The 20,655-nt window shown below is 32.6% G+C and carries 14 protein-coding genes; 10 read left to right on the forward strand and 4 right to left on the reverse strand.

Annotated elements, in window-relative coordinates:
* Positions 1 to 421: 421 nt before the first annotated feature.
* Positions 422 to 772, reverse strand: coding sequence for a hypothetical protein (locus tag N4A45_05115; GenBank protein ID MCT4664595.1), 351 nt, complete (start codon positions 770 to 772; stop codon positions 422 to 424).
* Positions 769 to 1,014 carry a helix-turn-helix domain-containing protein gene (locus N4A45_05120; GenBank protein ID MCT4664596.1) on the reverse strand — a complete coding sequence of 82 codons (246 nt, stop codon included), beginning with the start codon at positions 1,012 to 1,014 and terminating at the stop codon, positions 769 to 771. The genes N4A45_05115 and N4A45_05120 overlap by 4 nt, the downstream gene beginning before the upstream one ends.
* A 684-nt stretch (positions 1,015 to 1,698) precedes the next feature.
* Between N4A45_05120 and N4A45_05125 the strand changes: the two genes are divergently transcribed.
* The 3 genes from N4A45_05125 to N4A45_05135 all read left to right on the forward strand — a co-directional run bounded on the left by N4A45_05125 (position 1,699) and on the right by N4A45_05135 (position 4,974).
* Positions 1,699 to 3,453 (forward strand): sensor histidine kinase, encoded by a 1,755-nt coding sequence (locus N4A45_05125; GenBank protein MCT4664597.1) that lies wholly within the window; start codon positions 1,699 to 1,701, stop codon positions 3,451 to 3,453.
* A 164-nt stretch (positions 3,454 to 3,617) separates the two neighbouring features.
* On the forward strand, positions 3,618 to 4,226 hold the full coding sequence (locus N4A45_05130; protein MCT4664598.1) for a hypothetical protein: 609 nt from the start codon (positions 3,618 to 3,620) through the stop codon (positions 4,224 to 4,226).
* A gap of 25 nt (positions 4,227 to 4,251) precedes the next feature.
* Positions 4,252 to 4,974 (forward strand): DNA-binding response regulator, encoded by a 723-nt coding sequence (locus tag N4A45_05135; GenBank protein MCT4664599.1) that lies wholly within the window; start codon positions 4,252 to 4,254, stop codon positions 4,972 to 4,974.
* 617 nt (positions 4,975 to 5,591) lie between these two features.
* Here the strand turns inward: N4A45_05135 and N4A45_05140 are convergent.
* Entirely contained in the window at positions 5,592 to 7,751 is a 2,160-nt protein-coding gene (locus tag N4A45_05140; protein ID MCT4664600.1) for an OmpA family protein, read from the reverse strand.
* Between the two features lie 75 nt (positions 7,752 to 7,826).
* Positions 7,827 to 10,001 (reverse strand): DNA helicase RecQ, encoded by a 2,175-nt coding sequence (recQ, locus tag N4A45_05145; GenBank protein ID MCT4664601.1) that lies wholly within the window; start codon positions 9,999 to 10,001, stop codon positions 7,827 to 7,829.
* Between the two features lie 143 nt (positions 10,002 to 10,144).
* Between recQ and N4A45_05150 the strand changes: the two genes are divergently transcribed.
* The 7 genes from N4A45_05150 to N4A45_05180 all read left to right on the forward strand — a co-directional run.
* Positions 10,145 to 11,107, forward strand: coding sequence for a KpsF/GutQ family sugar-phosphate isomerase (locus tag N4A45_05150; GenBank protein MCT4664602.1), 963 nt, complete (start codon positions 10,145 to 10,147; stop codon positions 11,105 to 11,107).
* Entirely contained in the window at positions 11,107 to 11,937 is an 831-nt protein-coding gene (gene tatC / locus N4A45_05155; protein ID MCT4664603.1) for a twin-arginine translocase subunit TatC, read from the forward strand. Before N4A45_05150 ends, tatC begins: the two co-directional genes overlap by 1 nt.
* Positions 11,918 to 12,652, forward strand: coding sequence for an LPS export ABC transporter ATP-binding protein (gene lptB, locus N4A45_05160; GenBank protein MCT4664604.1), 735 nt, complete (start codon positions 11,918 to 11,920; stop codon positions 12,650 to 12,652). The genes tatC and lptB overlap by 20 nt, the downstream gene beginning before the upstream one ends.
* 64 nt (positions 12,653 to 12,716) lie before the next feature.
* Positions 12,717 to 15,563 carry a histidine kinase gene (locus N4A45_05165; protein ID MCT4664605.1) on the forward strand — a complete coding sequence of 949 codons (2,847 nt, stop codon included), beginning with the start codon at positions 12,717 to 12,719 and terminating at the stop codon, positions 15,561 to 15,563.
* Between the two features lie 122 nt (positions 15,564 to 15,685).
* Positions 15,686 to 17,221, forward strand: a complete 1,536-nt coding sequence (locus tag N4A45_05170; GenBank protein ID MCT4664606.1) for a T9SS type A sorting domain-containing protein — start codon at positions 15,686 to 15,688, stop codon at positions 17,219 to 17,221.
* A gap of 80 nt (positions 17,222 to 17,301) precedes the next feature.
* Positions 17,302 to 18,060 (forward strand): LytTR family DNA-binding domain-containing protein, encoded by a 759-nt coding sequence (locus N4A45_05175; GenBank protein ID MCT4664607.1) that lies wholly within the window; start codon positions 17,302 to 17,304, stop codon positions 18,058 to 18,060.
* A 366-nt stretch (positions 18,061 to 18,426) separates the two neighbouring features.
* On the forward strand, positions 18,427 to 20,655 hold a 2,229-nt coding region (locus N4A45_05180), incomplete at its 3' end, for a S8 family serine peptidase (GenBank protein ID MCT4664608.1).

The raw sequence follows: 20,655 nt of genomic DNA on the forward strand, positions 1-20,655 counted from the left end.
AGTTATCTAAATATAAGAAGGGAAATCTTATTTAAAATAATCCGAACAAAAGCATGTGTAATAAACTAAAATCATTTTTGGTTTATTAAAAAAAGAGTTCTTTTTAGATAAATGTTTTAGAACAAATTCATATCAAAAAAAGCAATAATTTTTGGTGAGTATCCATTAACTAAAAAAAAGAACTGGTGCTATTTTTGAGTAAACACAACCTTTGTTCGGAATAAGTATTATTTTTCATACCAGAACAAGAACAGCGTAAAAGTACAATTTTGGTTCTTATAAGAAGTTGAAAATGTTATAAACGACAGAATCCTGTTCTCAATGACATTAAGATTTATTTATATAAAAAAAGGGAAATCAAATACGATATTTGAAGTCCCTCATTCACTAAACCATCACCTTTAATCACGCTGAAAATACACTAATATCCTTCCTGGAAAATTCTCTTCCAGTTAGCAATTGTATTTCTACTCATTTTATAAATATTTGCTACTTCCCTATTAGAGTACCCATATTCTTTTTGATTTTCCAGAATATACTTTATAAAATCTTTGTCATAGCTATTTTGAACCTTTATTCCTGAATTACTACTTTTCGGTTTGATGGATTTCTTAATTATTTCATTAAGTTCTCGAATCTGTTTTAAAGAAATTTCTCCCTTTTCAATAGTATTAATTGACTTAATCAAAGAAGCTCTTATTGGGCTTGGAATGTCTATTGCCTTATCATTCAGAAAGTCCAAATACAGTGCTTTATAGTTAATTCGATTCATTTGGCATATTTCTTTTTCCATCTATAGATAGTAGTTCTTGGTATTGAATATCGATCAATGATTTGAGAAACACTCATTTTTTTGGATTCTATCTGCTCCAAAATCCATTTGATTATTTCTGGACTATAAAGATTTTTTTTGAAGCTGTATGACTTCTGGATTTCTTGGTTTTTAGGTTTACTCGCTATTTTGGTAGTTGCTGCACTTGGAGTGAACATTTGTAAATGTGTATGATAAATCATAAAAAAGTTATAGTCAAGTAATTTGCACCACCTCAATAAAATAGAAGAATCTAACGAGGACTGTTGATACATTGTATGTATATCATCTTTACTACAATTCAGAAAAGAACAAGCCCTTGATAAGGATAGCCCTTTTTCTTCAGAGATAATTTTGAGGTGCTTGCCCATATGTATTTCTTTATAATCCATATTTACCTTATCTAAAGTTTGAAACAAAACTATAGACAAAATCATAAAAATAAATTGAGAATGTTGTAAACGGTCAGTTTATGTTCAGAACGACATAAAACGTAGATTTTTAGTTCTTTTTTTCTTTGAATTGAAACAGAGTGATTGGTTTTATCTAATCACTCTGATAATCAATCTTATCAAGAGAATATAAAATTACACTACACACTAACATCGATTTTCGAATAAAGAGAATCCATGTTTCAAAATATTCAAATATTAGGAATATACAATTAACTCGCACTCGTGTATGTACAAAACTCTTGAGCAAACTTATAAGCAAAAATTGAAATTAGTATTTAAAAGCGGGTCCTTTGTTCTGAGCGGTATGTTTTTGTTACTAATAGCACAAATAGATGGATTTGTTTTATAAATGGAAGTTTCATTATCAATTAATAAAAATATATCTATATTATTGCTAATTATATAATAAAACTTACTCGTAAAAACCCTTGAATGACTTATGTTGCTATTTTTGAAAACTTTACACTCAGAATGGTTTTGCTGTTTTTGCTGTTTAGAATGGGTTGTTTTCAAATATTTGGACAAAAGAAATTTAGCTGGACCAATTTGGAAGTAAAAGGAGATTATTATAACAATGCTTTAGAGGTTGATAGTGCAGTCAAGTATTATAATCTTTGTTTAGATATAATTCCTAAACAAAATAAATCTATAGCTCACCATATATTATTTAAAAAAGCTAAGGTGTTAGAGGCGTCGAACAGAAGCTATGTTAATGCTCTAGATATCCTTATTGATTTAAAATCCGACATTGTTCCCAAAGAAAATCCTAAACTATTGATAAGGGTTTATATACTGATGTCATTGATTAACGAAAAAATGGTATTGGAAAAAGAAGCCAAAGACTATCTAAATATTGCTTGGAAATTGATTAAAGAATATAAGTTGGAAGAAGAATTACTTTCATTATATTATCTTAGATTAGGATCTGTTTATCGTGTTTTTTTCGAAACAGACTCTGCATATATCGCAAATCAAAAAGGTCTTTTATTAGCACAGGAATACAATGACACGATTAATTTGCCTGATCTATATATGGCAAGTGCTTTTATTGCGTCTCGAAGAAAAAAATATAAAAAAGCTATTTCTTTGTTAGAGCTTGCAGCAAAAGCAAACCATCGTATAAAAAGATTAGAAGAAGAAGCGGGGAACTATATTAATATCGCCAAAATTTATTCTCGTATCAATATGCAAGATAGTGCATTACACTATTTTAATAAAAAAGATCAAATACTACCGAGTGATTCAAGGTTATTTAGGAATGGTTATTCTTTGTTTTATAAAGCACGTGTATTTGAGAAAATGAAACAAATTGATTCTGCAAATGTTTATTATGCTGAAGCTTATAAACGTCAAAAACAGAGTCGTGTTCAGGACAATCTTATTATTCAAAAAATTTCACAAAAATATGAGAAAGCGAAGTATTCCGTGATTATTAAGGATCGAGAATTGAATATTGAAAAACAAAAATACTGGATAACCTTGTTAATTATTGTATCCAGCATTGTAGTAATAGTCTTATTAATTACATGGTTTTTTATGCATAAAACTAGGAAGTTGAATAGAAAAATACAAATTCAGAAAACACGTTTATTAAGAGCCAACAAAAAACTTAATAAGTCAATAGTTCAAACCAATTTCTTGATGAGAGAGCTACATCATAGAGTAAAAAACAATTTACAACTGATTATTAGTTTAATAGAGCTAAATTTTGATACATTCTCTGAAGATGAATTAATTAACAGAATTCATACAATATCAGCTTGCCATAATCTGATGTATTTAGATGACGATTTTGAGGAACTTGAAGTTTCTAAATATATTGCAGAATTATGTGAGAATATTATTTACTCAAATGATTATCGAATAGGAAGCAATTATAATTTGTCTATTTCTGATATGCATTTGAATCTCGAAAAGCTCGTTCCAATAGGTTTGATTATTAATGAGTTAATGACTAATTCTTTAAAGCATGCTAATCCAGATTCTGGGGATTTAGATATTCATATAGGTCTTAATCTTGAAAAGAAGGGTTTGCTAAGGGTGTCTTTTAATGATAATGGTATCATGCCAATACATGAGAAACCTATGGGATTTGGAACTCATGTAATATATACAATGGTAAAACAGCTCAGAGGGGAAATTAAAAATAATGAGTTGAATGATTTTTCTTTTTGCATAAATGTATAACAAAATCTTAATCAACAGCTATACTGTTTTATTTAATGTTATCGTTTGTTTCGTTACTGTTGCTGTTTACAACAAAATAATGCTGTTCGTAACAATTGCTTTTGTGTTAATACTTTGTTTTCTTAATCTTGCCTTATTCTAGTATTCAATTAAAGCTCGCAACTATGAAATTGATAAAAATGACCGAAATACATTTCGAAAAGAAAATACCGAAAGGATCCAATATCAACTTATTTTTGAGTAGGAAATCAAGACATCTTTTTAATAATAATTTACAAATAATTGCCAATCTTATAGAAAATAATATCCATAAGTACTGTAATGGAAATAGCCATCAAATTGAAGATATTGATTCAAAAATTCAAACGATCGCCCTATGGCATAATTCCATTAATCTATTAAATGAAAATTTTGAGTATAATCTTGAAGCTTATTTTTCAGAACTATGTAGAAATATCACTCATTCTTATTCGTCAAACATACCAATAATTAGATTCGATATCTCAGCTAAGGAGATTTTATTTAATACAACAACGATTCAGCCACTTAGCTTGATATTGAACGAGCTAATTATTCATTCTTTACGTATTAATCAAGAACTCTTACGGGATTTGACAATCTCGATATCCGTTGAATGTATTAAGAAAAGGCGGTATAAGCTGAAATACTATGATGACGGAGAAAACTCCTATGAATTAAATAATCATGAGAAGGAAATTGTTCAAATTTTCATAGACCAATTAAATGGACATCTGATTAACACTTATCGTTAACTTCAATCCATTATCGAAAATATTCATGCTAAATTTTACCAAAATGTTGAGTGTACAAAAGATAAAGACTGTTCTTGTAGTAGAAGACGAGTTATTGATTGCGCAAACTATTTCATTATATCTGCAAAAGAAAGAATACTCTGTTGTTAAGATAACTACCTGTTTTGAGGATACAGTGGATTTTTTGAAAGAAAATAAAGTTGATATTGTCTTGATAGATATAGCATTAGAGGGAGAAAAATCAGGAATTGATTTAGGGAAGTTTATTAATGTGGAATATCAAATACCCTTTGTATATGTTACTGCACAACAAGATGACCATTTTGTTAGTGAGGCCAAAAGGACTAAACCGAGGGGTTACCTTACAAAACCTATAAGATACCAAGATCTCTATACAACCTTAGAGATGATTGAAATTAATTCGGAAGAAGATATATTGAAAATATCTGTAGATAAAAAGATCCTTGAATTAAAAAAAAGAGACATTTTATTCATCCAATCAGACCATGTTTATATTAATATACAAACCACTATTAGGAAAAAGCCATTTTTGTTAAGAGGGAGTCTTGTTAATATTCTTGCAATATTAGACGACTCACGTTTTCAGCAAGTTCATCGGTCTTTTATTGCAAACATAAAAAAGGTTGAAAGTTGGAGCTATAACTGGCTGCGAATATCAGAGTTCGAAATTCCCATTGGACGATATAAAAAAAATGAAATACTATCAGTTCTGAGACACTCAAAATAAATTAGTTTTTGGTTTGATACCGATTATTTGATAAATTTACTTTCTTATCTCATTACATTAATTACTGATTTTCATAAGTTTATTAGTGCGGTATCAAAGAGTAAATTAACCCCATAAATGGTATGAATAATTTTAAAAAAATAAAATTTTCATTTTGGATTACATTGGGATATTATGCAGTGGCATGGATTTACTATCATTTTTTGTTTGTTTATGATATTGATTTTGATGTCATCTGGGGTTATCTGCAACTAGTTGTTTCATTTCCCGCTTTTCTATCTTATTTCATTCAATTTACTTCAGGTGATTCTATGGCTATCGTTGTTGCTATTTTGTTTTTTATATTTTTTTGGATATTGATGTATTTATTGCTTTTATACCGTTTACGGCGTTAATTTACCCATTTGTTTCAGCTTCTTTTGGAGTGCTATCGTAGTGGAACATCCCCCTTTCCCTCCCGAAAAATCGGGACAAGCTATTCAAAGGGGGCTTTTGTATTTGGGTAAATTAACACCATAAATGGTATTACTCATTTTCTTTCTATCAAAAAAAAGCCCCACTCAAATAAATGAGTGAGGCTAATCAATAAAAATACTATTTTAAATAAACCCGAAAGACTAGTATCTTCCTAGCTCTTCGGCTTCAGCTTTTGCTTTGGCATCTTGAGCTTCTTTAGCTGGGTCATTTGCTTTCCCAAAGTCTGTTCTACGGTTATATTGTCTAGCTTTAGCTTGATCTTTCTTAGAAAGAGTGTTGATAAAAGCTTCTGTAAGTTTTGTTCCTGCTTTTAGGTTTCCATCATCCTTTTTCATGGTAAATGGTTCGCTTTCTCCCATTCCTACAGGTACAAGTCTATCAGCGGAAATTTCTTTACTTACTAGGTAATCTACACAAGCTTGTGCTCTTTGTTGAGAAAGTTCACGGTTGCGTTCTTCTCCTCCAATATGATCTGTATGCGATCTTAGTTTTACTTTAAGCTCTTTGTGAGCTTTTAGTACACTGGCTAAAGCATCAAGATCTTGCATGGCAGAGTTTCTGAGTGTTGCTTTTCCAAAATCATATTCTACGTGAGGCATTACGATAGGCACAATAATTTCTTTTTTCTTAATCAAAGAAATATTGTTGTCAAACATATATTCGTATCCTTTATCTGTCTTTTCAAAATCGTTTACGGTAAGTCCTTTGGTAGAAATTTTCTTTACGAATGGTTCGTAACCTTTTGCGTTTATCGTAACTACATATTCTTTTCCTTTTTCAACGAATTTTGGGTTAACCATAAATTCACCTTGATCACTTGTACGAATATCTCCTACTACTCCATCTTTAGATTCCATAGTAATTTCTGCACCTTTTACAGGAAGACCTTCTTCTATTTCGGTTACTTTTCCTTTAATATTAAAGAACACATCAAGAAGTTCAAAAGAGTAAATATCATCAGATCCTCTTCCTCCTTTTCTGTTAGAGGTCATTAATCCTTCTTCTACAGTGTTTCCTTTAAATACAATACCGAAATCGTCATAAGTAGAGTTTAATGGATACTCTAAGTTCATGGCTTTTTGGAAATTTCCGTTTTCATCCATTTTAGATTTAAACATGTCATATCCTCCCATTCCTACGTGTCCCATAGAGGCAAAATAGAGTGTTCCATCTATATGTACTGTAGGGAAAGCTTCATTGAAAGCTGTGTTTACATTAGGTCCTAAATTTTTAGGCGTAGTCCATTTTTTCTTTCTTTTATCGTATTCCGAGTAATAAATATCGGTTCCTCCGTAAGAGTCTTTTAGTTTTGCTACAAAGTATAATCTTTTTCCGTCAGGAGTAATTGCAGGGTGTGTGAAGTCGATAATATCATAGTTTTCTGCATTTAATACAGGAATATCTACAATAGTTCCTTCATCCCATCCTCCACCTTTACGTTTAGAGGTAAATATTTTTCTTCCTTCGTATTGATTTTTATCAAACACAGACTTTGCGTAGAACATGATATTCGCTTTTGGAGTCAAAGATATAGGTCCTTCTGCATCTCTTGTATTGATGGTTTCTTCACCTTTTCCACTTCCCATATTCCCAAGAGAAACGGCTTTTTCCCAACGTCTGGCTTTTTTTGCGTTTTTTCCTTTCTTTCTAGAAGATCTTTTACGCTTTTTCTTTTCCAATTTTGTTCCGTAGATATCGGTAAAATATCCACCTGTTTGGTAATCAATATCGTTCCCAACAACACCTTCTCTAGCAGTAGTAAATAAGAAAGAGCTATAATCTTTCTTTGCATAGGCAGGAGAAAAGTCTTGGTATTTGGTATTTACTCTCTTAATATTGGTGAGGTAATAGCGTGTTGGATTGGCTTTTTGAGCTCTGGCAAAATCGGTACTTTTCAGTCCTTGTTCTGCTCTTTTATCACCAGGAACAAGTTTTTGGTATTTTTTGAAATTTTCTTCCGCTTTGTCAAATTTTCCAAGAGCGAGTTGAGATTGAGCAAGTTCCAATAGGGCAATTGGATCTTCATATCTCATTTTTACTGTTCGCTTTAGGTAGTTTTCTGCCTTGCGGTAATCTCCTATATTCTTGGCACAAAGCGCCATTCTATAGCTGATATATTGCTTTTCTTTCTTGTCGTTTGCCCGTTTGTAGGCGTCTTTGTACAAGTCTAAAGCTTTTTTAAACTCAACAACAGAGTAGGCTTCATCGGCTCTTTTCGTTCTTTTCGTTTGAGCATCTGCCTCAGCGGCAAATAGAAAAGACGTTAGCGATAATCCAAATAGTATTTTAGAAAATTTCATACTTTTTCTTCTGGGTTTTTTCAATGACTGCTAAAATAGTGAATTATTTTGATTTAATAAACAGATAACACAAGCTTAATTACCTACTTCCGAAACAAATTTGAGTCTAACGAGTCGAAGTTCTTCTTCTGTATAATCTCCATCAAATTCGTCATAGGCTTCTACAATGGTATCCGTCTCCGATTCCATAAAGTAATCCATGATTTCTTCTATTTGTTCTTCGTCCAAGATATCTTGGAGATGGTAGTCTAAGTTTAGCTTTGTTCCTGAGAATACAATGTGTTCAAATTCGTTCAATAATTGGTCTTGATCAATCTTTTTTGCATCGGCAATATCTTCCAAAGGCATTTTTCGGTCAATGGATTTGATCATAAATACTTTTAATCCTGATTTGTTCACAATAGATTTTACAACAAAATCCTCAGGTCTGTCTATATTATTTTCTTCAACATAATTTTTGATATGATCCACAAAGGGTTTACCAAATTTTTGGGCTTTTCCCATTCCCACACCAGGAATTTTGGTAAGTTCTTCAATATTCATTGGGTAATGAAAACACATTTCCTCCAAGGAATTTTCTTGAAAGATAACATGTGTTGGAATTTTTTTCTGTTTGGCTACCTTTTTTCGAATGTCTTTAAGCGTTTTGAATAATTTGTCATCAAAAACGGCTTTGGCAACATTTCCTGCACTGGCGGCAATGGCTTCATAATTGTGCCCTTCCACCACCATAAAGCTCGTAGGGTTTTTAAAATAATCTTCACCCTTTTGGGTAAGTTTGATAATTCCGTAAGTTTCTATTTCTTTTTTAATGAGGTTTTTCACCATCATTTGTCTCACTACGGAGTTCCAAAAATAGTCTTCTTTATTTTGCCCTATTCTAAATGTGGAAATATTTTCTAAATCAAATTCTTTGATATGTGAGGTAACAATTCCACGGATAATGGAAACCAAGTTCTTTTGTTTGAGTTGTTCATTAGTTTCTTTGATTGTTTTAATGACACTAATGACATGGTCTTTTCCTTCAACTTGTGTTTTAGGATCTTTACAGTTATCACACTGGCAGTTACAGTTTTCTTCTTCAAAGTCTTCTCCGAAATAGTATAAAAGGTATTTTCTTCTACAAACAGCAGACTCTACATAAGCAACGGTATCCAATAGTAATTGACGACCTATTTCTTGCTCTGCAACGGCTTTGTTTTGCATAAATTTTTCGAGCTTTTCAATGTCTTTAAAGCTATAAAAAGTTAAGCAATGCCCTTCTCCTCCGTCTCTTCCTGCTCTTCCTGTTTCTTGATAGTAACCTTCAAGAGACTTGGGAATATCGTGGTGTACCACAAAGCGAACATCAGGTTTATCTATCCCCATTCCAAAGGCGATGGTGGCTACTATTACATCAACATCTTCCATCAAGAAAGCATCTTGATGTTTTACTCTCGTTCCTGCATCTAATCCTGCATGATAGGGTAAAGCCTTTATTCCATTTACCTGAAGCGTTTCGGCAATTTCCTCTACTTTTTTACGGCTCAAACAGTAAACAATTCCAGATTTCCCTTCATGTTGTTTTACAAATTTGATAATATCTTTAATAACGTCTTTTTTAGGTCTTACTTCGTAAAAAAGGTTAGATCTATTAAATGAAGACTTAAAAACATGTGCATTTTTCATATTCAGGTTCTTCTGAATATCTTCTTGTACTTTTGGAGTGGCAGTTGCGGTTAATGCAATCACAGGCACATCAGAAATATGAGACATGATTTTGTTGAGGTTTCTATACTCTGGTCTAAAATCATGACCCCATTCACTAATACAGTGTGCTTCATCTATGGCAAAGAAAGAAATTGTGGAGTTTTTAAGAAAATTGGCATATTCTTCTTTGATCAAAGATTCTGGTGCTACATAGAGAAGTTTTGTCTCTCCTGCAGTAATATCTTCTTTTACTTTGGCTATTTCTTTCTTGTTTAAGGAGGAATTAAGCACATGAGCTACACTGTCTTTTCCCACATGTCCACGGATGGCATCTACTTGATTTTTCATCAAAGCGATAAGGGGAGAAACAATGATAGCTGTTCCCTCTTGCATAAGTGCGGGAAGTTGGTAACACAATGATTTACCACCTCCTGTGGGCATAATGACGAAGGTGTCATGCCCATTTAATAAACTTTCTATAATCTTTCCTTGGTTTCCCTTGAAACCTTCAAAGCCAAAAAAGTGTTTTAGATTTTCTAATATGTTTTGACAATTTTCCATTGAATACTGTTTCACAATTTAGTTACCTTTGTCTGTTGCTAGTAACATTTTTGTTGGTTGTCTGAAATGGAAGTCTTTTTTGAGCTTCCTCCAAAAGTGTAAACTAAGATAAAACATATTTCTAAAAAAAAAGGCATAAATCTGTGTTAAATAAAGATGATATTATTCAACTGGGGCAAAATTCAATAGAAGAAGAAGCCGCTGCAATCATGAAATTATCCCGATATGTGGATGAAGATTTCGCATTGGTTATCCAAAATATATTAGCCTCCAAAGGTAGAGTGGTGATCACTGGAATAGGAAAAAGTGCCAACATTGCTCATAAAATTGTTGCCACTCTTAACTCCACCGGTACGCCAGCTATTTTTATGCATGCTGCCGATGCCATTCATGGAGATTTAGGAATGGTTCAGCAAGAAGATTTGGTGATTTGTATTTCAAAAAGTGGGAATACACCAGAGATCAAAGTTCTTGTTCCTTTATTGAAAAGTAGAGGAAATACTTTGGTAGGACTTACGGCAAATAAAGAATCATACCTTGGGGCCAAGTCGGACTTTGTTCTTCATGCTTATGTAGAAAAAGAAGCTTGTCCAAATAATTTAGCACCCACAACAAGTACCACTGCACAACTCGTAATGGGAGATGCTTTGGCTATTTGTTTACTTAAAGCAAAAGAGTTTACCGATAGAGATTTTGCAAAATATCACCCAGGGGGATCATTAGGGAAAAAACTCTATTTAAAAGTGAATGATTTACTGAGTGAATCTAAACCACAGGTTTCCAAAGAAAGTAGTATAAAAGAAGTAATTTTGGAAATATCCAAAAATAGACTTGGAGCAACAGCTGTAATAGAATTAGACCAAGTGGTTGGTGTGATTACAGATGGAGATATTAGAAGAATGCTTGAGCTGGATAATGATTGGAAAAATTTGAAAGCTGAAGATATTATGAACAAAAACCCAAGGATGATAGAGTCTCAAGAATTAGCTGCAGAAGCCTTGGAAATTATTGAAACAAACAATATTAGTCAGTTGTTGGTAAGTAAAGAGGGAAAATATCATGGAATCATTCACATGCATGATATCATCAAAGAAGGAATTTTGTAATGAGTAAAACCAAACAAATAGGTCAACCCGAAGAAGAAATGCACTTTTTAGATCATTTGGCAATTTTGCGAAAACACTTAGTAAAAATTGTAATTGCCATTTTGTTTTTTGCCATTTTAGCTTTTGTTTATAGAGAGTTTATTTTTAGTAAAATAATTTTAGCTTCCAAAAGCACAGATTTTGCCACATTTCAGGTCATGTGTAAACTGTCGCACATGCTTGGTCTTGGAGATAGTTTGTGTATGGAAGAACAAAATTTGGTCTTGCAAAATTTAGATATGGCAGGGCAATTTAATATGAGTCTTTGGGCATCTTTTGTCATCGGGATTATTATCTCTTTTCCTTTTGCTGTATGGGAAATATGGAAATTTGTAAGCCCTGGACTCAAAGAAACTGAACGCAAAAATAGTAAAGGATTCATTTTCTCTGTAAGTGGATTATTCTTTTTAGGTGTTTTGTTTGGGTATTATGTGATTGTTCCATTATCGGTAAATTTTTTAGGAACTTTTGTGGTCTCTGGAGATGTAGCAAACAATTTTGCTTTAACATCCTACGTTAGTCTAGTGACGAATTTGGTTTTGAGTACGGGTTTATTATTTGAATTACCTGTGGTCATATTTTTCTTGGCTAAACTAGGTTTAGTAACCGATGAGTTTCTAAGAAAATATAGAAAACACGCTATTGTTGTTACTTTAATATTGGCAGCAGTTATCACTCCACCAGACTTTTTGAGTCAAATTTTAGTGGCATTACCCGTGATGCTTTTATATGAATTGGGAATTAAAATTGCCAAAATTACGATTAAGAAAAATGAAGCTAAGAGCCGATAATCTCATCAAACAATATAAGGACAAGAAAGTTGTTAAAGGTGTTTCTATTGAAGTAAATCAAGGAGAAATAGTAGGGCTTCTAGGTCCAAATGGTGCAGGAAAAACAACCACTTTCTATATGATTGTCGGACTGGTGGCTCCCAGTGCAGGAAAGGTCTTTTTGGATCAAGAAGAGATTACAGATCATGCAATGTATCAACGAGCAAGAATGGGCGTGGGTTACCTTCCTCAGGAAGAAAGTGTTTTCAGAAAATTGTCTGTAGAAGATAATATTCTATCTGTTTTACAAATGACCAAAATGAGTAAGGCAGAACAAAAAGCACGTACCGAAGAGATGCTTGAAGAGTTTAGTCTCACCCATATTCGTAAAAACTTAGGTCATGTACTTTCGGGTGGGGAAAGACGTAGAACAGAAATAGCCAGAGCTTTAGCGGTAAAACCAAAATTTATCCTTCTAGATGAACCTTTTGCAGGTGTTGATCCTATTGCTGTAGAAGATATCCAAAAAATTGTAAAACAACTTACTAAAAAGAATATCGGAATCTTAATTACCGATCACAATGTACAAGAAACCTTGTCTATCGTAGATAAAGCTTACCTTCTTTATGAAGGAAACATCCTTAGAGAAGGAGTCCCAGAAGAACTCGTTGTAGATGAAAAAGTTCGACAAGTATATCTTGGAACACAATTCGAGTTTAGAAGAAAGAAATTTTAGACTTACTCAAACGGTTTTGTTGATTGAATAATTCTATATTTACCACAATCAAATAAACAGTCTTTTGAAAGTACGACTTTTATATCGCTATCTATTTTTACTCTGGGGATTTATTGCTTATGCTCAGCAACCCACATATTATCGTCTTGGAGAAGAGGCGTTAGCAGAAGTAGATTTATACAGCATTATTCAGACAGAAGATGGAATTATTTGGATGACATCAGACCAAGGGGTCTATAAGTACGATGGTTATTTTTTTAAAAATATTAAAAGTCAATCTACAAAAAGTCATTCACTTTTTGGAATCAAAACAGATAGAAAAGGGGATTTATTTTGTGCCAATTTTCATGGTGAAATTTTTAAAATAGAAGAGGATTCCCTCAGGCTATTTTATCAAATACCTGATAGCCTTCTTTCTACAATTATTCATTTTAATTTTGACAATCAAAATAATTTAATATTCTCAACAAGAGGATACTATGTTTTGGATGAAGATATGCTTCCGAAACATGTTTTCTGTGAAAATGGCTCGAACCCCATGGTGTTTACAAAAGACGAGCAATTGGTTTTAATCAATAGAAACGCTAAAGAATTTGCCTACTATAAAGACGGTAAAATAAACGAAATAGAAAAAGTGAATTTTGTAACCAATTCACCTTTTCGGCAACAAGAGAAAATTTATTTTGGAAACTACAGTACTCAAAAGCCTGATATATTTCAATACGAAAATAAAAAATGGCAGAAAATTCCATTTGAAAATAGAAAAATTCTAGAACAAAAAGATCGTGTAGGATTCAGTGTTGTTACAGATTCTATCCTTTCTTTTTCCTTTGGAACACGAGGGATATTCTTTTATAATAATCAAGGAAAACTGAAATATGGTAGTCAGAAATTGTTTTCTAAATTCAGAATATCGGGTGTTTTGCAAGATCAAGAAGCATCAATTTGGCTGATAACTTTAGGGAAAGGTATTCTTATAATACCGAACCCAGAAATGATTGATTTTAATAATCATCCCTTGTTAAAAGATGCTGATCTAAAAACGATGAGTGTTGATGACAAAAGCAATGTTTTTCTTGGGTCCTTAGAAGGGGTTTTGTCTAAAATATCAAAGGATCAGGTTGAAATAGTGAATAAAACGGAGGTAGAAATTCAATATGTAAAATACAATCCTGAGGGTGATTTTCTAGTTAATAATAGGGAAATATTCACAGATGAAGGACATACAATAAAGATCAAAGATGTTTCTGCTGTAAAAGATATCTTTATGCAAAGTGCCGATACCTTTTATATGGCATCTAGCGTTGGAGTTTTTGAAATAGTTTTTGATAAAAAAAAGAAGAAGACTTCTCAAAAAGTCATTTTTAGAGGAAGAACAAAAGCAGTGGCTTATGATGTGTTAAATAAACAGATTTGGGCAGGAACAGCAAAAGGTCTAAAAATTATTAAAAACCATAGTATTAAAGAAGTTCGATATAATAATCAGGTTATATCAGCTACAGATTTTGCTTTTTATCAAGGTAAAACATGGGTAGCAACTTTACAACATGGAATACTCATTTTTGAGAACGATAAATTTATTAAAAAACACATAAGTGCCGAAGATTATCAAACGGTTCATCAATTAAAATATAAAGATTCGAAACTATATTATGCTACAGACCAAGGGATGGTTATCGATGATTTAAGAATCAATGAACGAGTGGTGCTCGATAAAACTGATGGCCTTTTGGCAAGTAGAATTACCGATTTTGAATTAGGAAAGGAAAATATATGGTTTCTTTTTTCAAAAGGAGTTCAAAAAATTCCCTATCAAAGAATCCTTCGAAAGAGTAAAAAACCCAAAGTTTTTTTAGAGAAAATTTTAGTGAATAAGACGTTGTTAAATAAAACATCAAAGGATATTTTTGACTATACCCAGAACGAATGGGAATTTCATTTTAAGAGCATTGCTTACCGCCATAGAGGTACAATGAAATACCACTATAGACTAGTAGGTTTAGATTCTCTTTGGAAAGTAAGATCTTTTGAAAACAACTATATCAATTTTCAATCTTTACCGTATGGAGCCTTCACTTTTGAAGTAAAAGCTGAAAACGAAAAAAATAGATCATCAGAAGTGGCTCAATTTTCATTCGAAATTCTTCCGCCCTTTTGGCTTTCTTGGTGGTTTTATGCATTGATTATCGTACTCGTTTTTTTAATAATCGTTACATATTTTTATATTCGTTTACAAATCATTAAAAAGAGATTAACCCTTGAAAAACAATTAAAAGTATCCGAAATTACAGCCATTAAAGCCCAAATGCATCCTCATTTTGTTTTTAATGCTTTAAACTCTATCCAAGATTTAATAATGCAAAAAGACATTCGGAGTTCTAATATTTATTTGGGAAAATTTGCCGATTTGATGCGTAAAACACTTGAGTTTTCTGGTAAGAATTTTATTTGCCTTAGCGAAGAATTAGAAATGCTTAATCTGTATTTAGAACTTGAGAAACTTAGATTTGGTGAAGAATTGGAGGCTGGAATTCAAAACGAAATATCTACAGAAGAAAGAGCGCAATTGGAAGTTCCGTCTATGCTTATTCAGCCTTATGTAGAAAACGCCATCAAACATGGATTACTGCACAAAAAAGGGCAAAAAATCTTGAGAATATATTTCTACAAAGAAGAAGAGCGACTTGTTTGTGAAATTATTGATAATGGAATTGGGCGAAAAAAATCGCAAGAAATTCAAGAACGTAGAGCAAAGTCTTATCAATCTTTTAGTACACAAGCAAATAAAAAACGTTTGAATTTAATACAAGAAAGTTCCTCTATACGTATCTCATTAGCAATAATTGATTTGGAGGAAAATGGGAAAGCGAGTGGTACAAAAGTGGTTTTGAAATTCTCCAATCCCCAATAAAACCCTTTATTTTTCTTGGATACCCATTTATGAATCCAAATAGCCAGTTCGTGGGTTTTGTCTTGAAATAGACCGCAGAAGAATTCAAATTTGCACCTACAACAATTCAAAATATAGGTGTTATGAAAAAGCTAATTGCGAACTTTTTATTTTTTATTACTCTTACAAGTATTTATCAATCTAATGCAGATATTATCTATGTCAATAAATCGGCATCAGGAAATAATAACGGAACATCTTGGGCAGATGCTTATACAGATTTCCAAAAAGCTTTAAGTGTACTTACTATTTCAGATTCTGTTTGGGTAGCAGCGGGAACATATTACCCACAAACAACCTCTTCTGGAAATAATGCACCGAGTGACCCAAGAACTAAAGTTTTTATGCTGCATACAAAGCAGGGACAAATTTTTGGAGGTTTTTCTGGTACAGAAACTGAATTTTCGCAAAGAGATATTAAAGCAAATAAGACCATTCTTTCAGGGAATATTGGAGATCTCAATTCTGAAACCGACAATGTATATACTGTTTTATACATATTTAATTCTGAAGTAGTAGTAGATGGATTTACGATTCAAGAGGGTTATGCCACTGAGACAAGTAGTCAATCACATGATAAAAAAGCAGGTGCAGGAATCTATTGCCGTAATCTCAATAATGGGCAATCAGTGCTTATAAAAAACTGCACAATAAAAGACAATATCGCAAGAAGTGATGCAGGAATTTGCGGCTATATTAAGGGAGGTACTTTTAATTTGTTCTTGATAAATAATAGAATTACGAACAATTTAGGTAGATGGGCACCTTCATTTGCAATGATGGTGGAAGAAGGACAACTGAATACAATGATGATCAATTGCTTGATTGATAATAATAAAGTTGATAATATTAATACAGAAGACGGTGTAGGGATTCCAGGAGGACGCTTTATCACTTTGCAAGCAAATACTTCTATAAATGCGAAAGTGATTAATTCAACTTTTACAGAAAATAATATTTTAAATACTCCTTCTAGCTCCGAAAATATTTCAGTTTTAGCTATTCAAGAAAAAGGCTCGAGTACAAACAGGGTTTCTTTTCACAACTGTATTATTCATAATAACGATATAGGAACAGCACCAAGAAGTATTGGAAATCATTCGGCAACTTATAAGCCAGATAGCGTATGGGTATTTAATACTTTATCAGAAGATTCAATGGATATCACGAGTGATTATGTACAAGTGAGTAATCCAAAATTTGGAAATCCATTATTTTCGGCAGATTATGAGTTATTAGAAAACTCACCAGCGATTAATGCCGGTGATACAACAGGAATTGCACAATATCTTCCTTCAGTAGATTTAAAAGGAGAAACACGAATTCTAGATGATATTATCGATCTTGGGTGTTTTGAGTTTAAAGAAACTTTTGGAGTTAATGAGTGGGAAATAAATACTTTAGAGCTGTATCCAAACCCAGCAAAAACGCATATCAATATTCGTAACCATGAAATAGAAGGTGGTAGAATTTATATCTATAACCAATTAGGTAAAATGGTTTGTAACCAGCCATTTACCAACAAATTAATTAACCTTAATACATTGAAAAGTGGGCTTTATTTTATTCGAATTAAGTCAAAACAAGGGATGTTTATTAGTAAGTTTGTAAAAGAATAAACCTACTTTTTGATGGGAAGCCAGCGAGTGAAAATTTGCTGGCTTTTTTTGTTTAATTATTTTTCTCTTATTTTGGTAAAATGAATCAAAGAATCAAAGCAATCATCATAGATGATGAAGAACGAGCCAGAAGGGTACTTTCATCAATGCTAGAAGAGTATTGTGCCGACAAAATAGAAGTAATAGGTCAGTGTGCCAATGTTCCACAAGGTGTATTAGAAATTAATAGGAAAAACCCCGATGTGGTATTTCTGGATATAGAAATGCCAGATTATTCTGGTTTTGAATTGCTGGATTTTTTCAAAGAGGTTGATTTTGAGATTATTTTTGTTACGGCTTATAATCAGTATGCTTTACAAGCTTTTGAGGTTTCAGCTGTAGATTATATACTCAAACCAGTGCGAATAGACCAACTAGAGAAAGCGGTAGATAAGCTTTTTAGCAAACAGTCTATTCAAATGAAGGAGCGTTTAGATTTGTTAAAAACGAATTTACAATCGGAAAATAGTAAAATAGCGGTACCTGTTTCAGATGGCTTGATATTGCTAAAAGTGTGTGAAATCTCTCACCTTATCGCCGATGGATCTTATTCTAAAATTTTTCTAAAAGGCGGAGAAGAAATGCTTGTGAGTAAAAAACTCAAATATTTTGAAGAACTCTTAGCAAACCAGCATAATTTTTATCGTATTCATCGCTCTTCAATTATCAATATGGAATTTGTGGTGAAATACAATAGACACGAAAGTGAAGTAACGCTCGAAAATGGTATAGGTGTTAAAGTTTCTAGAGATCAAAAATCCAAATTTGAAGAACGTATCAAAAGGTTTACCAATGGTTAGGAGCTATTTGCAATTGTATTAAAAAAATTAAAACAGCGCACTTTAATTATGAAAATATTAACAATTAGTTATTTTTTATAAAAAAGTTTTTTTTAATTTTTTTTTGTGACAAAATTCTCCTTTTTTCCTGCAAGTGTCTAAAAATAATATCGTTATGTATTTATAGATAATATTACTAAAGAATTGTTATTTAATCACTTAATTTGAGTAATTGACTATTTTAGGAAAACTGACACTGTAATTGCAGCAATAATTACGCCATATATTATATAAAAATGTAAATGCAATAATAGTATTATTTGTAATAAAACTTTGTTATCTTTATACGGAAAAACACATTCCTTATTAACCTATAAAGATTTCATCATGAAGAAAATCACCCTTCTAAAAAATCGATTGGTTCTTTTGTCTATATTGCTAAGCACCACAGCTTTTGGACAAACTCAAGAAGATATTCGTTTAATACAAAAAGAAACGAATACAGAGGTTCTTAATAAAATGGCGAAAGAATTCGCAATTCAAGAGAATGAAGAACTAAGCGCAGCAAGAGCTTATGCAAAACTCAACGGAATTCCTCTAGAAATTAAAAGTAAAGACGGTAAAACTTACGCCACACTTATACGTATGGAAGGTAGAAAGCCAATTTATTATGGAACTTCAAATGTTGCAGCCGCAAAATCTACCCGAGCAAATTATATGCACAATAGTGGTGGATTAGGGCTTAATGTTGAAGGTCAAAATATGACGGCTTATGTTTGGGATGCAGGAATTGCCAATGTATCTCACCAAGAATACGATGGAATAGGAGGAAACAACAGATACTCCGCAGGAGAAAATACCACTACACACAACCATGCTGCTCACGTTGCAGGTACAATTATCGCTTCTGGATATTCTGCCTCAGCAAAAGGTATGGCACCGCAATCATCTGCAATAGGATATAACTGGACAAGTGACCATTCTGAAGCTACCAATGCTGCTGCTAACGGAATGCTTTTGTCAAATCACTCTTATGGATATAGATTGAGAGACAATAATAACAATGTACTCTTGCCTACTTATTACTTCGGTGGATATATTTATAATTCTTACAAATGGGATCAAATTCAATATAATGCTCCTTATTATTTACAAGTAGTATCTGCAGGAAATAACGGAAATGATAATACTGCCAATACCGCTCCTTTAAATGGAAATTCAAACTTTGATAAGCTTTCTGGGCAAGCTACGGCTAAAAATACACTAGTTGTTGCAAATGCTCAAGATGCAAACATCGATGCTAATGGAAATTTGATTTCAGCGACGATAAATTCATCAAGTAGTGAAGGTCCAACAGATGACTTGAGAATAAAACCAGATATCACAGGAAATGGTACAGGGGTAAGATCCACCTTGGTTGGATCAAGTAGTTATGCCTACTACACAGGGACCTCTATGTCTTCACCAAATGTTACAGGTTCTCTGTTATTACTGCAACAATATTACAAAAGTAAAACAAATAGCTTTATGAAAGCAGCGACCTTAAAAGGTTTGGCACTTCATACAGCAGATGACCTAGGGGCAACAGGACCTGATGCTATTTATGGTTGGGGACATTTGAATACCAAAAAATGTGCGGAAACTATCGCAGTTAAAGATTCACTTGCTTATATCCAAGAATTGACTTTAAATAATGGAGATTCAATGGTTTTTATTGTCAATGCTTCAGGAGCAGAGAATCTCATGGCTTCAATTTCTTGGACAGATAAGCCAGGATCGACATCAACAGTTGTAAATAACTCTACTCCAGTTTTGGTTCATGATTTAGATATTAGAATCAAAAAAGACGGAGTAACACATTTACCATATAAATTAACCTCTCCAACTTCTAACGCATTAATGGATAATAATGTTGATCCATTTGAAAGAATTTCTGTTGCAGGAGCATCTGGAACATATACGATAGTTATTAAGCATAAAGGGACATTAAGTTCTCCTCAAAATTTTTCATTTATTGTTACAGGAGTAACCATTCCACAACAACTCGTTTGTACTGTAAATACTCCTTCGAATATTGCAATTTCGAATATAACAACCAATCAAGCGATTGTTTCTTGGGATTCTATTGCAGATCCAACGAATGAAATTACTTATGATTTGCGTTATAGAATACTTGGTTCTAATTCTTCTTGGTCTTCAGTTGCTATTAATTCTGGAATGACATATACTCTTTCGGGATTATCTTCAAGTACTAACTATGAAGTACAAGTGAGAGCAAATTGTCCGACTGCTTCTTCAAGTTATTCTTCGAGTACAAATTTCACAACTGATACGCCTCCAGATACGCAAGCACCAACAATTCCAACAAACTTGACTGTTTTATCAATCACGATGACAACGGCAACTGCTTCATGGAATGCTTCTACAGATAATATCGCTGTTACGGCTTATGAGATTTCACTAAACGGAACAGTAGTAGGAACGGTATCAGGAACGACATTTAATTTAACTGGACTATCTGCTTTAACAGCTTATGCATTACTAGTAAACACCAATGAAGCTGCAGGAAATAATTCGGCTGATACACATGATGCTAGAGGAAAGAATAAAAAAAAA

It is taken from the genome of Flavobacteriales bacterium (assembly GCA_025210805.1).
Classification (GTDB): domain Bacteria; phylum Bacteroidota; class Bacteroidia; order Flavobacteriales; family CAJXXR01; genus JAOAQX01.

Coding starts and splice junctions, on each gene's coding strand:
- N4A45_05115 (MCT4664595.1), bottom strand. CDS start 772: ATGAATCGAATTAACTATAAAGCACTGTATTTGGACTTTCTGAATGAT.
- N4A45_05120 (MCT4664596.1), bottom strand. CDS start 1,014: ATGATTTATCATACACATTTACAAATGTTCACTCCAAGTGCAGCAACT.
- N4A45_05125 (MCT4664597.1), top strand. CDS start 1,699: ATGACTTATGTTGCTATTTTTGAAAACTTTACACTCAGAATGGTTTTG.
- N4A45_05130 (MCT4664598.1), top strand. CDS start 3,618: ATGAAATTGATAAAAATGACCGAAATACATTTCGAAAAGAAAATACCG.
- N4A45_05135 (MCT4664599.1), top strand. CDS start 4,252: ATGCTAAATTTTACCAAAATGTTGAGTGTACAAAAGATAAAGACTGTT.
- N4A45_05140 (MCT4664600.1), bottom strand. CDS start 7,751: ATGAAATTTTCTAAAATACTATTTGGATTATCGCTAACGTCTTTTCTA.
- recQ (MCT4664601.1), bottom strand. CDS start 10,001: ATGGAAAATTGTCAAAACATATTAGAAAATCTAAAACACTTTTTTGGC.
- tatC (MCT4664603.1), top strand. CDS start 11,107: ATGAGTAAAACCAAACAAATAGGTCAACCCGAAGAAGAAATGCACTTT.
- lptB (MCT4664604.1), top strand. CDS start 11,918: ATGAAGCTAAGAGCCGATAATCTCATCAAACAATATAAGGACAAGAAA.
- N4A45_05170 (MCT4664606.1), top strand. CDS start 15,686: ATGAAAAAGCTAATTGCGAACTTTTTATTTTTTATTACTCTTACAAGT.
- N4A45_05175 (MCT4664607.1), top strand. CDS start 17,302: ATGAATCAAAGAATCAAAGCAATCATCATAGATGATGAAGAACGAGCC.